The following is a 13506-nucleotide window of genomic DNA, read 5'->3' as shown; positions in this document are numbered from 1 at the left end:
CCAACATGCGCACGCTGCGTAGTTCATTACTGATGCTGATCACCGCGACGGTGATCAGCGCCTGCGGCTTTCACCCGGTAGGCAGCTATGATGTCCCCGCCGCCCTGCGCCAGGTCGAGCTGATTATTCCAGAGGAGCGACCAAGCAATATTCGTCCGCACCTTAACAATCTGCTGGCCCTGAATGGCATAGAAGTCACCAGCGGCGCGAGCTACAGGCTTGAGATTCACAGCGAAAGGGTTCGTCGCCGGGCGCTGACCCTGACACTGAACGCCGATGCGGTTGAATATGAGCTGATCGGCTCGGTGCGTTTCAGCGTCTTTGACGCTGAAGACAAGGCGTTGATCGACGATCGCGAGGTACGTGCCGAGCGGGTATTCAACAACGACGACAACACCACGGCCCGCAACACACTGGAGGATCAGTTGCGTACAGGACTGCAGGAGCAACTGGCGCAGCAGATCGTGCGCCAGTACCTGAGCCTCAGAAGCAGCCTCTAGTCGCACACCATGAAGTTACGCGCCGACCAATTAGCCAATCAGCTGGAGCGCCTGACTCAGGCGCTTCCGGTCTATCTGGTCACCGGTGACGAGCCGCTGCTCTGCGGCGAGAGTGTCGACGCGATACGCGCCCATCTGCGCAACCTCGGCTTCAGCGAACGCGAAGTGATGCATGTGGACGCCAGCTTTAACTGGGATGCCCTGCTTGAAAGTGCGAATGCCCTTTCCCTCTTTGCCGAACGAAAGCTGATCGAGATCCGCCTCGGCAATCAGAAACTGACCAAGGCGTCCAGTGACCTGCTGCAGCGCTACCTTGCCAACCCTGCCCCCGATAACGCCCTGCTGATCATCTGCGATCGCCTTGATCGCAATGTAAAACAGAGCGCCTGGTTCAAAACCGTCGAGCAGGTGGGCGCTGTCGTTGAGGTATGGCCGATCGAGCCCGACCAACTGGTACAGTGGCTCGGTCAACGTGCCGCCTCCCAAGGCGTTCAACTGGATCCCGAAGCACTGCAACTGCTCGCCGATCGGATCGAAGGCAACCTGCTCGCCGCTCGTCAGGAGTTGGACAAACTGGCGCTGCTCTACCCCGGCCAGCGCCTGTCACCCGAGCAGGTGATCCAGGCAGTCAGCGACAGCTCCCGCTTCGATATCTTTGCACTGACCGATGCCGCACTGCAGTCCGATCCCGGACGTGCGCAGCATATCCTTCAGGTATTGCGCCAGGAGGGTAACGAGTCTGCCGTGGTGCTCTGGGCACTGACGCGGGATATTCGTATGCTGCACCGCGTGGCCCGGGCACTGGCTGCCGGCCAGCCCTACGATCCGCTATGTCAAAAGGAACGCCTCTGGGGCAAACGCAAACAGCTGGTGCGCAACGCCTGCCGCCGACTGCGTCCGGAGCAGTTGGAAACGCTGCTCGACCAGGCCGCCGATGTGGATATGGCGATCAAAGGTCAGCGTGCGGACGATCCCTGGTTACTGCTAAGCCAGATCACACTCAGCCTGGCGGGCTGCCAACTGCCTTGGCAGATCGCGGCATACTGAGAGGTGACCGCCATGCCGACGGCCTTGCGATTGGGCATTATAACAACCTGCCTGCTGCTGGCAGCCTGCGGCCCCAAGGATCCCGCGCGCATGAAAAGCGGCGAAGAGCTGTACGATTACTATTGTCGCAGCTGCCATGTCGAGCGCAATCTGGGTGCGCGGCTGGAGCGACTGCCTTCAGACAGGGCGCAACTGAAACCGCATGAGCTGGTACTGATGATACGCCATGACTACACCCAGCCATCCCGGCATCCGGATATTCGCCTGCCCCAGCTCAGCCCGGAACAGGCCGACGCCGTTGCGCAATACGCCTACAAGCTGCGCCATCAGGGTAACTGAACCGACACCGCCTCCAGCAGGCGATCCCCCTCATTACGGTCAAGCAGGGCACGTATATGTTCCGCCGACATTGGCACGATCGACAGCAGCGCGTCACCCGGCACAGTAATGACACCGGGAAACGGCTCATATAGCCGATCCGTCAGCAGCAAAAGCGGAGCGCGCTGATACTCCAGAATGGTCAGATTGATATGCTGATCCGGCTGCGATTCGAAACGCACCGCTCGCCCATCATGGGTCACAGCGCTCACCGCCGTCAAAACACCATCCAACCCGCGCTCAGGGACTATACGGGTCAAAATCAGTGCATGCTGCATCAACCCCTGCTCCCGGCCACCTGCCATTACTTTACTCCTCCTAGCCGAGTCCGCGTTCCGCACCTTCAAATCCAAGTTGCCGCCAGGCCTCGTAGACCACCACGGCACAGGCGTTGGACAGGTTCATGCTGCGACTGTTCTTAAGCATCGGTAAGCGCAGGGTATAGAAACGCTGGCGCACATCATCCGGCAACCCCCTTGTCTCAGGCCCGAACAGCAGGATATCACCGCTGGAAAAACGTGCCTCGGTATAGCAGCGATCGGTTTTGGTTGTCAGCGCCCAGACATGTTTTGGCTGCACTGCGTCGACACACTCCTGAAGCGTCTGCCAGGTCTTAACGGCGGCATACTCGTGATAATCAAGCCCGGCACGGCGCAAGCGCTTATCATCGAGGGCGAACCCCAGGGGCTCGATCAGATGCAGGGTGAAACCGGTGTTGGCACACAACCGGATGATATTGCCGGTATTGGGTGGAATTTCCGGCTGATAGAGGACCACGTTAAGCATATCCGGCTCCTGATACGAGGAGCCGGATACTAACCCGATAACACCTCAGTCGTCACTCTCGTCATCGGCCAGATCGCCGGAGTCCATGCCCAGCTCCTTGATCTTCCGGGTCAGGGTATTGCGCCCCCAGCCAAGCAGCTGGGCGGCATCCCGACGTCGGCCGGCAGTATGCTTGAGCGCCACCTCGATCATCGCCCGCTCAAACTGCGGCACCGCTTCATTCAGGATTGCCTGATGACCGCGAGCGAGCTGTTGATCCGCCCAGACTCTCAGCGCCTGCTCCCAACTGCCGCTGACCGGCGCCCCCTCCTCCTGCGATTCGACAAGCTCTGTCGGCAGGTCAGAGATCAGCACCTCTCTACCCGACGCCATCACCGTCAACCAGCGACAGATATTTTCCAGCTGCCGTACGTTGCCGGGCCAGGGTAGATCACACAAAAACTGCTCGGTATCGGGTTTAAGCACCTTTGGCTCGACCGCCAGCTCCTCTGCGGAGTGTGCGAGGAAGTGGCGCGCCAGGCGCGGAATATCTTCGCGCCGCTCGGCCAGTTTGGGAATATGAATTCGAATGACGTTGAGGCGGTGAAACAGGTCCTCACGGAACCGCCCCTCCTTCACCAGACGCTCCAGATTTTGATGCGTCGCCGCGATAATCCGCACATCCACCTTCACCGGCGTATGACCGCCCACCCGATAGAACTCACCATCGGCGAGTACCCTCAGCAGACGGGTCTGGGTATCGGCCGGCATATCGCCGATTTCGTCAAGAAACAAAGTGCCGCCATCTGCCTGCTCAAAGCGGCCCCGACGGGCAGCCTGTGCACCGGTGAACGCTCCTTTCTCGTGGCCAAAGAGTTCCGATTCGATCAGATCCTTCGGAATCGCCGCCATATTGAGCGGGATAAAAGGCCGTGCCGAACGAGGACTATGGCGATGCAGGGCATGGGCTACCAGCTCCTTACCGGTGCCCGACTCACCATTGATCAACACGGTAATATTGGAGTGCGACAAACGGCCGATGGCACGAAACACCTCCTGCATCGCCGGCGCCTCGCCGATGATCTCGGCACTGGCGTCGACGGCCTCCTCGGTCACCTTTTCACGCCGCTCATGCGCGTGCTCGATGGCGCGCTTGACCAACGCCACCGCCTCATCGACATCGAAGGGCTTGGGCAGATACTCGAACGCCCCGCCCTGATAGGAGGCTACGGCGCTATCCAGGTCGGAGTGCGCCGTCATGATGATGATCGGCATATCCGGGTTCACCTGCTGGATATGATTGAGCAGCTCCAGCCCATCGGTACCCGGCATCCGGATATCGCTGAGGATCGCATCCGGCTGCTCGCGCTCCAATCGACGTATCAGATCATCCGCATTCTCGAAAACCTGAGTATCCACACCCGCTGAAGAGAGTGCTTTTTCCAGTACCCAGCGAATAGATCGATCGTCATCTACAACCCAGACATTACCTGAGGTTCTCATGATTCTGCTCCAGCGGTATAAACAGTTGGAACCGTGTCTGACCCGGTTCAGTGTTACATTCGATTAGGCCGTGATGGCTATTGATGATCGACTGGGCAATCGACAACCCAAGACCCGAGCCATCCGCCCTCCCCGTCACCATCGGATAGAAAATGCTCGACAGCAGGTCAGCGGGAATTCCCGGTCCGTTGTCGATAATCTCGACCGAGCACACCAGCCGATGCCGCTCCGTACCCAGCGTTATCTGACGTAACGCCCGTGTACGCAAGAGAATCTGCGGCTGGGGCGTATTCGACTCCTGCAGCGCCTCCATCGCATTGCGCGTAATATTCAGCATCGCCTGGATCAGCTGTTCACTGTCACCTTCGAATTCGGGAATACTGGGGTCATAATCGCGCACCAAGCGGATCTGGCCGGCAGATTCAACCTGCACCAGACTGCAGACACGCTCCAGTATCGCGTGAATATTGACCATCTCGATGTTCGGTAGCTTATGCGGGCCGAGCAGACGATCGACCAGATTGCGCAGCCGATCAGCCTCCTCGATGATGATACGGGTATATTCGTGCAGGCTGTCATCCGTCAGTTCGCGCTCCAGCAGTTGCGCCGCACCGCGGATCCCGCCCAGAGGATTCTTGATCTCATGGGCCAGGCCCCGGACCAGCGTTCTGGCAGTCGCGTGACGCGTCAGCATCTCCTCTTCGCGCTCGATCCTGATCAACCGATCCCGCGCCTGAATCTCCAGCAACAAGCCAGACTGAGGCACCGGATTGACACTGTAGTCGACAATCAACTCCTGGCCGGATTGGGTTACCAGTCTGGATTCTCGTTTACTGTAGGGATGCCCGCTTCTCAATGACTCCTTCAGAACCCTGACCTCCTCCTCACTGGAGGAGAGCCATTCGTCGATCGATCGATTCTTGAGTCGGCGCAGAGTCGCCTCCAGCAGCATCTCCGCCGCCGGATTCATGTACTGAATCCGCAAAGACTCATCGAGCAGCAGGACCGACGAGGTCAGATTATCCAGGATCTGTTTATGCGACTGTTGACGAAACATCGACTCACTCTCTACTTCATTGAATTTTATGTATGCAAGTTAGGAGCCAATTTACATACGCCCGATTACGTACCACAGCTGCGCAGGATCAGAGCACTCGACAAGTTTATAGCAGCAACATCTCTATAAAATGCACCATTATAGTGCATTAACTAACCGCACTAGCACTCACACTGAGCACTACCTAACTGACGTCAGCCTGTCCGCTATCTTCAGCCAACAAAAAAGGGTCTCCAACAGGAGACCCTTTTTCTTACACTTTCCGCCTAATTAGACAGAGAAGTACAGATCGTACTCAACCGGGTGAGTGGTCATGTTGACCTTCTGAACCTCTTCACGCTTCAGCGCGATGTAAGCGTTCAGCATGTCGTCGGTGAACACACCACCACGGGTCAGGAACTCGCGATCCGCTTCCAGAGCGTCCAGCGCTTCGGTCAGAGTCGCACAAACCTGCGGGATCTCAGCCGCTTCTTCCGGCTCTAGATCGTACAGATCCTTGTCAGCCGCATCGCCCGGGTGGATCTTGTTCTGGATACCGTCCAGACCCGCCATCATCAGCGCAGCGAAAGCCAGGTACGGGTTAGCGATCGGATCCGGGAAACGGGTCTCGATACGACGACCTTTCGGGCTGGTCACGTACGGAATACGGATGGAAGCGGAACGGTTACGTGCAGAATAAGCCAACATAACAGGCGCTTCGAAGCCCGGTACCAGACGCTTGTAGGAGTTGGTACCCGGGTTGCAGATAGCGTTCAGCGCCTTGGCGTGCTTGATGATACCGCCGATGTAGTACAGCGCAGTTTCGCTCAGGCCAGCGTAAGCATCGCCTGCGAAGATGTTAACACCATCTTTAGACAGAGACTGGTGAACGTGCATACCAGAACCGTTGTCGCCAACGATCGGCTTCGGCATGAAGGTCGCAGTCTTGCCGTAGGAGTGCGCAACGTTGTGTACGCAGTACTTCAGGACCTGAACTTCGTCCGCCTTCTTGACCAGGGTGTTGCCGCGCACGCCGATCTCACACTGACCGGCAGTCGCCACTTCGTGGTGGTGAACTTCGACAGCCAGACCCATCGCAGTCATGGCGTCGCACATGGCAGCACGCAGGTCGTGCAGGGAGTCGACCGGCGGAACCGGGAAGTAACCGCCCTTGACGCGCGGACGGTGACCGATATTACCGCCTTCGATCTTGTGGTTAGAGGCCCAAGCCGCTTCTTCTGAGTGGATGGTGTAACCACAGCCGCTCATGTCGGCGTGCCACTCAACAGAGTCGAATACGAAGAACTCCGGCTCCGGACCGAACATGGCGGTGTCGGCGATACCGGTAGATTTCAGGTACTCTTCAGCGCGCTTGGCCACAGAGCGCGGATCACGCTCGTAACCCAGACCCGTCATCGGTTCAACGATGTCGCAACGTACGATAACAGTCGCATCTTCGGAGAACGGATCCATTACAGAGGCACTGTCATCCGGCATCAGGATCATGTCGGAGTCGTTGATCCCCTTCCAACCAGCGATGGAGGAACCATCGAACATTTTGCCTTCTTCGAAGAAGTCGTCGCCGATTTCGGTGACCGGAATGGTCAGGTGCTGTTCTTTACCTTTGGAATCAGTGAAACGCAGGTCTACCCAGCGCGCATCGCTCTCTTTGATCAGATTCAGAGTCTTCTCTGACATTTGGCTCTCTCCACTCGATGAATTTGCCAGACGCTAATACTTATTCAGCCGCACGTTTTTTAACGAGCTAACCATGGCACTACTAAAAGCAATTTATATGCCAGCACTGAAATTGTGCTAAATGCCTATTTTCTGGTCGCCTAGACCAGGCCAAGCACGCAGCAATGCACCAATATAGCCCACCAAAGAACCGTAATGCACCAATACGGAGCATTACCTGTCCGAGATGTTCCCTGCACGCAACGACTCACCCAGCATAATACCGGAACCTAATCAAAGTCGCCTCTATCACCGACACCTGAGAGCCCGGTTTATGCAGCTAGACACTCAATGCTCACTTAGTAATCGATTGTTCGCAATCCCTTACGTATAATACTGCGCTTTAGAATCAATCCAGGTAAAACCGCGTGATCGAAAACCTCAGAAATATCGCCATCATCGCACACGTCGACCATGGCAAAACAACACTCGTGGACAAACTTCTGCAGCAGTCCGGTACCCTGACTCGACGCGACGAAGGTTCAGAGCGAGTGATGGACTCGAACGACCAGGAACGCGAGCGCGGTATTACCATTCTGGCGAAAAACACAGCTATCCGCTGGGGCGAATACCGCATCAACATTGTCGACACTCCGGGACACGCAGACTTCGGCGGCGAAGTTGAACGCGTACTGTCCATGGTCGACTCTGTACTGCTGCTGGTTGATGCCGTCGATGGGCCCATGCCACAGACCCGCTTCGTAACGCAAAAGGCTTTCGCACGAGGCCTGCATCCTATCGTCGTCATCAACAAGATCGACCGCCCTGGCGCTCGCCCCGACTGGGTAATGGACCAGGTCTTCGATCTGTTCGACAACCTGGGCGCGACCGATGAGCAGCTCGACTTCCCTGTGGTTTACGCCTCAGCACTGAACGGCATCGCCGGCAACGATCCCGACGATATGGCGGACGACATGACACCGCTGTTCGAAGCGATCGTCAAACATGTTCATCCTCCGATTGTCGACGCCGACGGACCTTTCCAGATGCAGATCTCCGCACTGGACTACAACAGCTATGTCGGTGTTATCGGCGTGGGTCGCGTCACTCGCGGCAGGATTCGCACCAATACTCCGGTTAAAGTGATCGACAGCCATGCCAAAGTCCGCAACGGCCGCGTGCTGAAGATCATGGGCTATCTCGGCCTTGAGCGCACCGAAGTGCAAGAAGCGCAGGCGGGCGACATCATCTGCGTTACCGGACTGGATGAACTCAACATCTCCGACACTCTGTGCGATCCGGAGGTCATTGAAGCTCTGCCCGCTCTGTCCGTCGATGAGCCAACGGTATCCATGACCTTCCAGGTCAACGATTCACCCTTTGCCGGCCAGGACGGCAAGTTTGTCACCAGCCGCAACATCAAAGAGCGACTGGATAGAGAACTTATCCACAACGTGGCACTGCGCGTTGAGCCGGGCGACTCACCGGAGAAGTTCAAAGTCTCCGGCCGTGGCGAACTGCACCTGTCGGTCCTGATCGAAAGCATGCGCCGCGAAGGTTTCGAGCTCGGCGTATCGCGTCCCGAAGTCATCCAGAAAGAGATCGACGGCCAGATCCAGGAACCCTACGAACTGGTCATGCTGGATGTCGAGGAGCAGCACCAGGGATCGATCATCGAAGAGCTGGGCAAGCGCCGTGGCGATATGACCAACATGGAAGTGGATGGCAAGGGCCGCGTACGACTGACCTTCATGATCCCGTCCCGCGGTCTGATCGGTTTCCGCAGTCAGTTCCTGACCATGACGTCCGGCACCGGCATCATGACCTCGATCTTCGACCACTATGGGCCGGTCAACAAGGGAGAGGTGGTATCCCGCATCAACGGGGTCCTGGTCTCCATGGTAGCGGGCAAAGCACTGGGTTATTCACTGTATGCCCTGCAGGAGCGCGGGCGTCTCTTTATCGACCCGAACATCGAGGTTTACGAAGGGATGATTATCGGTATCCACAGTCGCTCAAACGATCTGGTCGTCAACCCCACCAAGGGCAAACAACTGACCAACGTTCGCGCCTCGGGTACAGACGAAAACATCATCTTGACACCACCGATCAAGTTCTCGCTGGAGCAGGCGCTGGACTTCATTGAGGACGACGAACTGGTTGAGGTTACGCCTACCAGCATCCGCATTCGCAAGAAGCTGCTGAAGGAAAACGAGCGCAAGCGTGCCGGTTCCAAAAAGTCGTAACACCTCAATCTGCGATACCCCGAGGGCAGCCGATTGGCTGCCTTTTATGTATAAGCGCTCCAAATCCTCGCCTGTCCCCGCCCCTGCACTAGTTTTATACTGAGACTGCCGGATATAGATAAACGGAGTTATGCATGCGCACCCTCTACCCTGATATACAACCAAACGTGGAATACAGCCTTTCAACCGCCGACGGTCATACCCTGTATGTAGAGGAGAGTGGCAATCCATCGGGGATTCCAGTGCTGTTCGTTCATGGCGGCCCAGGCGGCGGCTGCTCACCCACCCATCGACGCTTCTTCAATCCGGATAAGTATCGCATCATCCTGTTCGACCAGCGCGGCTGCGGACGTTCTACACCACATGCCAGTCTGGACAACAACACCACGTCGGCGCTCATTGGAGATATGGAGCAGATACGCGATCACCTTAATATCGAGCAGTGGCTGCTGTTTGGGGGAAGCTGGGGTTCAACGTTGAGCCTGGCATACGCCCAAACCCACCCCGACAGAGCCTGCGGCCTGATCTTACGTGGCATATTCCTCTGCCGGAAACAGGATATTGACTGGTTCTACCAGCGCGGCGCGAGCGCTATTTTTCCCGATTTTTGGCAGGATTACCTGGAGCCGATCCCCGAAGCCGAACACCAGGATCTGTTGGTTGCTTACCACAAGCGGCTCACATCCGATAACGAATTGATCCGCATGGCCGCCGCGAAAGCGTGGTCGGTCTGGGAAGGGCGCTGCTCAACCCTGGATCCCAATCCCGAAGTAGTGGACCACTTTTCTGATCCCCATTTTGCCTTGGCCATGGCCCGCATAGAAGCGCACTACTTTATTAGCGAGGCGTTCCTCAGGCCAAACCAGATATTGGAAGACTGCAAACAGATACGCTCAATACCCACCACCATTGTGCATGGGCGCTACGACATGGTGTGCCCCATAGAGCAGGCGTTCGCACTCTATCGACAGCTACCTCAGGCAGAGCTGCACATCGTCCGCGACGCCGGGCACTCCGCTTTCGAACCCGGGATCATCGACAACCTCGTCAACGCAACCGATCACTTCGCACGCAGCCAGGCATAAGATAGATGAAAGGACTTATTCAGCGCGTCAGCCACGCCAATGTCAGAGTAGATGGTGAAATAGTAGGCGCAATAAGCAAAGGAGTACTGCTACTGCTGGGTGTAGAAAAAAGCGACTCTCAGCAGAGCGCAGATAAGCTGCTGCATAAAGTACTTAACTACCGGATATTTCCGGACGAAGAGGGCCGCATGAACCTCAGTCTGCTGGATACTAATGGTGGCCTACTGGTGGTTTCCCAATTCACGCTGGTGGCAGATACACGGAAAGGCCTGCGCCCCGGCTTTTCTAAAGGTGCTACACCCGAGCATGGCGAACAGCTCTACCGTTACTTTGCAGCACAGGCCAAGAATCAATTAAGCCAGGTAGCCACAGGACGCTTTGGCGCCAACATGCAGATCACGCTGGAAAATGACGGCCCGGTAACGTTCATGCTGGAAAGCCCTGCCGAGTAGGCCGACAGCGCATTAGGAGAAGGAGGTCGGGGCCTGCCCACATCCGTGTAACAGAGCCCCACCGCAGCTTCCATGCCGCGCCCATGTCCTCCATGACATGGGGTGAGGTAAAGCATCCCGCTTTTTCAATACGCATCCTTGCGTCCCTCGAAGCGCATATTCCCCTAATTTCCGCTCGGTTTATATAGGAATTTTTCCTATTTTTATGTGCTATGTGTAACCGTCCGGCCAACACATCTTCCCGCGATCGACTAGCACGCCAACAATAAGTGCCCATCTATTTTTAAGTGGGCACTTATCATGACGACCGACACGATCCGCAAGCGTCGCCGCCATTCTCCTGAGTTCAAAGCCGCGGTGATCTCCACCTGCCTCCAACCAGGTGCTTCTATCGCTCAGGTGGCGCGTGAACATGAGCTCAATGCTAACCAGGTGCAGACCTGGATCCGTAAGGCTCGCCAACGGGAACTCCAACACAACAGACTCCCGGCGCCGAACGATTTTGTGAAGCTCCCGCTGTATGCCTCAGCGCCTTCGGCCTCTTCCCCTGCTCACGAACCAGGCGAGATCCGTATCGAGATCCCCACTCCACGAGGCTCCATCTCAGTGTGCTGGCCGACCGCCGCTGCCGACCAATGTGCTCGCTGGCTCAAGGAACTGCTGCAATGATCCGCATTGATGAGATCTGGCTGGCCACCACGCCGATGGATATGCGGGCCGGTCCCGAGACGACATTGGCTCGGGTGGTGAAGGTGTTCGGTGAGGCCCGCCCTCACTGCGCCTATCTGTTCGCCAACAAGCGCGGCAACCGGATGAAAGTACTGCTCCATGACGGACTGGGTATCTGGCTCTGCGCCCGTCGCTTGAACCGGGGCAAGTTCCACTGGGCCGAGATCTGGCGCGACGATCATATGGCACTGATGCCTGAACAACTGCACGCCCTGGTGCAAGGCCTGCCCTGGCAGCGACTCGGCGCCGCAGGTGTGATTACCCTCATCTGACGCCTGCCTGACCAAGCACAGCCGGGTTCAGTAGGCTATTAGCCGATCCGGGCATCCCCATACCAACGTAACGCGGGCATACTGTCCCGCATAAGCACGCCTCCCGATCTCTCGCAACTCTCCGCTGAACAACTCCGCCACTTAGCCGCCGAGCTGATGACACGTGTCGAGCAGCAGGATCAGGTGATCCTGGCGCGCGATCAAGCCCTTCAGCAGAGTCATCAAACCCTTCAGCAGCGCGATCTGAAAATAGGACAACTCACGCACGAAGTGGCCCTGCTCAAACGCCATAAGTACGGCCAGCGTAGTGAACACCTCAACGTGCTTCAGATCAGCCTGCTGGACGAGGTGGTCGATGCCGATATTGCGGCGATCGAAGCGGAACTTGAGCAACTGAGTGCGCCGACGGCGGCCAGGCCGGAGAAACGCCAGCCCAAGCGCTCACCGCTCCCAACTGAACTGCCCCGTACTGAGATCCGCCATGAGCCGGAGAATACCCAGTGCCGCTGCGGCTGCCAGCTCAAGCGTATCGGCGAGGATGTCAGCGAGAAGCTCGATTACACGCCCGGCGTGTTCACGGTGGAGCGGCATATCCGCGGCAAATGGGTCTGTGATAGCTGCGAGACGCTGACTCAGGCGCCGATGCCGGCGCACGTGATCGACAAGGGCATCCCGACCACCGGCCTGTTGGCCCAAGTGCTGATCGCCAAGTACGCCGATCATCTGCCGCTGTACCGACAGGAACAGATCTTCACCCGTGCCGGTGTCGCACTGCCACGCTCCATCCTGGCCGAGTGGGTCGGCCTCTGTGGTGTACAGCTCCAGCCACTGGTCGATGCGTTGCGCGATGCGCTCCTCAAGGAAGCGGTGTTGCATGCGGACGAGACGCCGGTGCCGATGCTGTCTCCGGGCAAGAAGAAAACCCACAAGGCCTATATCTGGGCCTATGCCAGCACAGCGTTCTCCGACCTGAAGGCGGTGGTGTACGACTTCGCGCCTGGGCGTGCCGGCCAGCACGCGCGTGACATGCTCGGTGACTGGACCGGCAAGTTGGTCTGCGATGACTATAGCGGCTACAAGGCGGGCTTCGAGCGGGGAATGACCGAGATCGGCTGCATGGCCCACGCCAGACGTAAGTTCGTCGAACTGCATGTGGTGGGCAAGAGTCAGATCGCCGGCCAAGCAGTGGACTACATCAAGCAGCTATACAAGGTTGAGCAGGATGCCCGCGACTTGACCGCCGATGAGCGGCAACAGCTCCGGCAAGAGCACTCAAAGCCGATCCTCAAAACCCTGCATGAATGGATACTGGCTCAGCGGCTGAAAGTGCCGGACGGCACGGCGATCGCGAATGCCTTGGACTATAGCCTCAAGCGCTGGGCCGCGCTGACACGCTATCTGGATGACGGGGCGATCCCGATCGACAACAACCCAATCGAGAACCTGATCCGGCCCTGGGCGCTCGGTCGGAAAAACTGGTTGTTCGCCGGCCCCTTGCGCAGCGGCACGTCGGCCACTGCGGTGATGAGCCTGATCCAGTCCGCCAAGCTGAACGGGCATGAGCCGTATGCCTATCTGAAAGATGTGCTGACACGGTTACCGACCCAGAAGGCTAGTGCAATCAACGAGCTGCTACCCCATAACTGGAATCCCACCACCGATCACTGACAAGGTTGTGATCACCGGTCGCTTACGCTTACGACGTTCGGATATTTTCCTGACAGGCACGCAGCGCGTAGACGCAAAAAACCCCGATACCTTGCGGTACCGGGGTTCTTCACTCCCTTTCGGGATCATTAGGTGCCTGGCGATGACC

Annotated in this window: 14 protein-coding genes; 9 read left to right on the top strand and 5 right to left on the bottom strand. The window is 57.5% G+C overall.

Going from position 1 to position 13506, the window contains the following annotated elements; all coding sequences use genetic code 11:
* Positions 1 to 5: 5 nt before the first annotated feature.
* The 3 genes from KQ940_RS11980 to KQ940_RS11970 are packed head-to-tail and all read left to right on the top strand — an operon-like array spanning position 6 to position 1886.
* Positions 6 to 500 carry an LPS-assembly lipoprotein LptE gene (locus KQ940_RS11980; protein WP_217413871.1) on the top strand — a complete coding sequence of 165 codons (495 nt, stop codon included), beginning with the start codon at positions 6 to 8 and terminating at the stop codon, positions 498 to 500.
* Positions 501 to 509: 9 nt separating this feature from the next.
* On the top strand, positions 510 to 1547 hold the full coding sequence (gene holA / locus KQ940_RS11975; RefSeq protein WP_217413869.1) for a DNA polymerase III subunit delta: 1038 nt from the start codon (positions 510 to 512) through the stop codon (positions 1545 to 1547).
* Positions 1548 to 1559: 12 nt separating this feature from the next.
* On the top strand, positions 1560 to 1886 hold the full coding sequence (locus tag KQ940_RS11970) for a c-type cytochrome (protein WP_217413868.1): 327 nt from the start codon (positions 1560 to 1562) through the stop codon (positions 1884 to 1886).
* On the opposite strand, the gene KQ940_RS11965 is transcribed toward KQ940_RS11970, so the two are convergent.
* From KQ940_RS11965 to glnA, 5 genes are all read right to left on the bottom strand, one after another.
* A complete protein-coding gene (locus KQ940_RS11965) occupies positions 1874 to 2230 on the bottom strand; it encodes a hypothetical protein (RefSeq protein ID WP_217413867.1) in 357 nt (118 codons plus the stop codon). The genes KQ940_RS11970 and KQ940_RS11965 overlap by 13 nt on opposite strands.
* A 13-nt stretch (positions 2231 to 2243) precedes the next feature.
* Positions 2244 to 2711 carry a tRNA (uridine(34)/cytosine(34)/5-carboxymethylaminomethyluridine(34)-2'-O)-methyltransferase TrmL gene (gene trmL / locus KQ940_RS11960; protein WP_217413865.1) on the bottom strand — a complete coding sequence of 156 codons (468 nt, stop codon included), beginning with the start codon at positions 2709 to 2711 and terminating at the stop codon, positions 2244 to 2246.
* Positions 2712 to 2756: 45 nt separating this feature from the next.
* A complete protein-coding gene (gene glnG, locus KQ940_RS11955) occupies positions 2757 to 4193 on the bottom strand; it encodes a nitrogen regulation protein NR(I) (protein ID WP_217413864.1) in 1437 nt (478 codons plus the stop codon).
* Complete coding sequence (glnL, locus tag KQ940_RS11950) at positions 4177 to 5250, bottom strand: nitrogen regulation protein NR(II) (RefSeq protein WP_217413863.1); 1074 nt, start codon at positions 5248 to 5250, stop codon at positions 4177 to 4179. The genes glnG and glnL overlap by 17 nt, the downstream gene beginning before the upstream one ends.
* A 270-nt stretch (positions 5251 to 5520) precedes the next feature.
* Positions 5521 to 6927 (bottom strand): glutamate--ammonia ligase, encoded by a 1407-nt coding sequence (glnA, locus tag KQ940_RS11945; RefSeq protein WP_217413862.1) that lies wholly within the window; start codon positions 6925 to 6927, stop codon positions 5521 to 5523.
* 407 nt (positions 6928 to 7334) lie between these two features.
* Between glnA and typA the strand changes: the two genes are divergently transcribed.
* The 6 genes from typA (at position 7335) to tnpC (ending at position 13358) form a co-directional block, all read left to right on the top strand.
* A complete protein-coding gene (gene typA, locus KQ940_RS11940; RefSeq protein ID WP_217413861.1) occupies positions 7335 to 9152 on the top strand; it encodes a translational GTPase TypA in 1818 nt (605 codons plus the stop codon).
* Positions 9153 to 9286: 134 nt separating this feature from the next.
* The gene (gene pip, locus KQ940_RS11935; protein WP_217413860.1) at positions 9287 to 10237 is read left to right on the top strand and encodes a prolyl aminopeptidase; all 951 of its coding nucleotides are present in this window, start codon (positions 9287 to 9289) and stop codon (positions 10235 to 10237) included.
* Positions 10238 to 10242: 5 nt separating this feature from the next.
* The gene (dtd, locus tag KQ940_RS11930; RefSeq protein ID WP_217413859.1) at positions 10243 to 10689 is read left to right on the top strand and encodes a D-aminoacyl-tRNA deacylase; all 447 of its coding nucleotides are present in this window, start codon (positions 10243 to 10245) and stop codon (positions 10687 to 10689) included.
* Between the two features lie 300 nt (positions 10690 to 10989).
* The gene (tnpA, locus tag KQ940_RS11925; RefSeq protein WP_217413858.1) at positions 10990 to 11358 is read left to right on the top strand and encodes an IS66-like element accessory protein TnpA; all 369 of its coding nucleotides are present in this window, start codon (positions 10990 to 10992) and stop codon (positions 11356 to 11358) included.
* Positions 11355 to 11690, top strand: coding sequence for an IS66 family insertion sequence element accessory protein TnpB (gene tnpB / locus KQ940_RS11920; protein WP_217413857.1), 336 nt, complete (start codon positions 11355 to 11357; stop codon positions 11688 to 11690). The genes tnpA and tnpB overlap by 4 nt, the downstream gene beginning before the upstream one ends.
* A gap of 90 nt (positions 11691 to 11780) precedes the next feature.
* Complete coding sequence (gene tnpC, locus KQ940_RS11915; protein ID WP_217414002.1) at positions 11781 to 13358, top strand: IS66 family transposase; 1578 nt, start codon at positions 11781 to 11783, stop codon at positions 13356 to 13358.
* Positions 13359 to 13506 lie beyond the last annotated feature (148 nt).

This window comes from Marinobacterium ramblicola (assembly GCF_019084545.1).
Lineage (GTDB): Bacteria > Pseudomonadota > Gammaproteobacteria > Pseudomonadales > Balneatricaceae > Marinobacterium_D > Marinobacterium_D ramblicola.
This window is presented reverse-complemented; position numbering and strand designations above follow the sequence as displayed.

Coding starts and splice junctions, on each gene's coding strand:
- KQ940_RS11980 (WP_217413871.1), top strand. CDS start 6: ATGCGCACGCTGCGTAGTTCATTACTGATGCTGATCACCGCGACGGTG.
- holA (WP_217413869.1), top strand. CDS start 510: ATGAAGTTACGCGCCGACCAATTAGCCAATCAGCTGGAGCGCCTGACT.
- KQ940_RS11970 (WP_217413868.1), top strand. CDS start 1,560: ATGCCGACGGCCTTGCGATTGGGCATTATAACAACCTGCCTGCTGCTG.
- KQ940_RS11965 (WP_217413867.1), bottom strand. CDS start 2,230: ATGGCAGGTGGCCGGGAGCAGGGGTTGATGCAGCATGCACTGATTTTG.
- trmL (WP_217413865.1), bottom strand. CDS start 2,711: ATGCTTAACGTGGTCCTCTATCAGCCGGAAATTCCACCCAATACCGGC.
- glnG (WP_217413864.1), bottom strand. CDS start 4,193: ATGAGAACCTCAGGTAATGTCTGGGTTGTAGATGACGATCGATCTATT.
- glnL (WP_217413863.1), bottom strand. CDS start 5,250: ATGTTTCGTCAACAGTCGCATAAACAGATCCTGGATAATCTGACCTCG.
- glnA (WP_217413862.1), bottom strand. CDS start 6,927: ATGTCAGAGAAGACTCTGAATCTGATCAAAGAGAGCGATGCGCGCTGG.
- pip (WP_217413860.1), top strand. CDS start 9,287: ATGCGCACCCTCTACCCTGATATACAACCAAACGTGGAATACAGCCTT.
- dtd (WP_217413859.1), top strand. CDS start 10,243: ATGAAAGGACTTATTCAGCGCGTCAGCCACGCCAATGTCAGAGTAGAT.
- tnpA (WP_217413858.1), top strand. CDS start 10,990: ATGACGACCGACACGATCCGCAAGCGTCGCCGCCATTCTCCTGAGTTC.
- tnpB (WP_217413857.1), top strand. CDS start 11,355: ATGATCCGCATTGATGAGATCTGGCTGGCCACCACGCCGATGGATATG.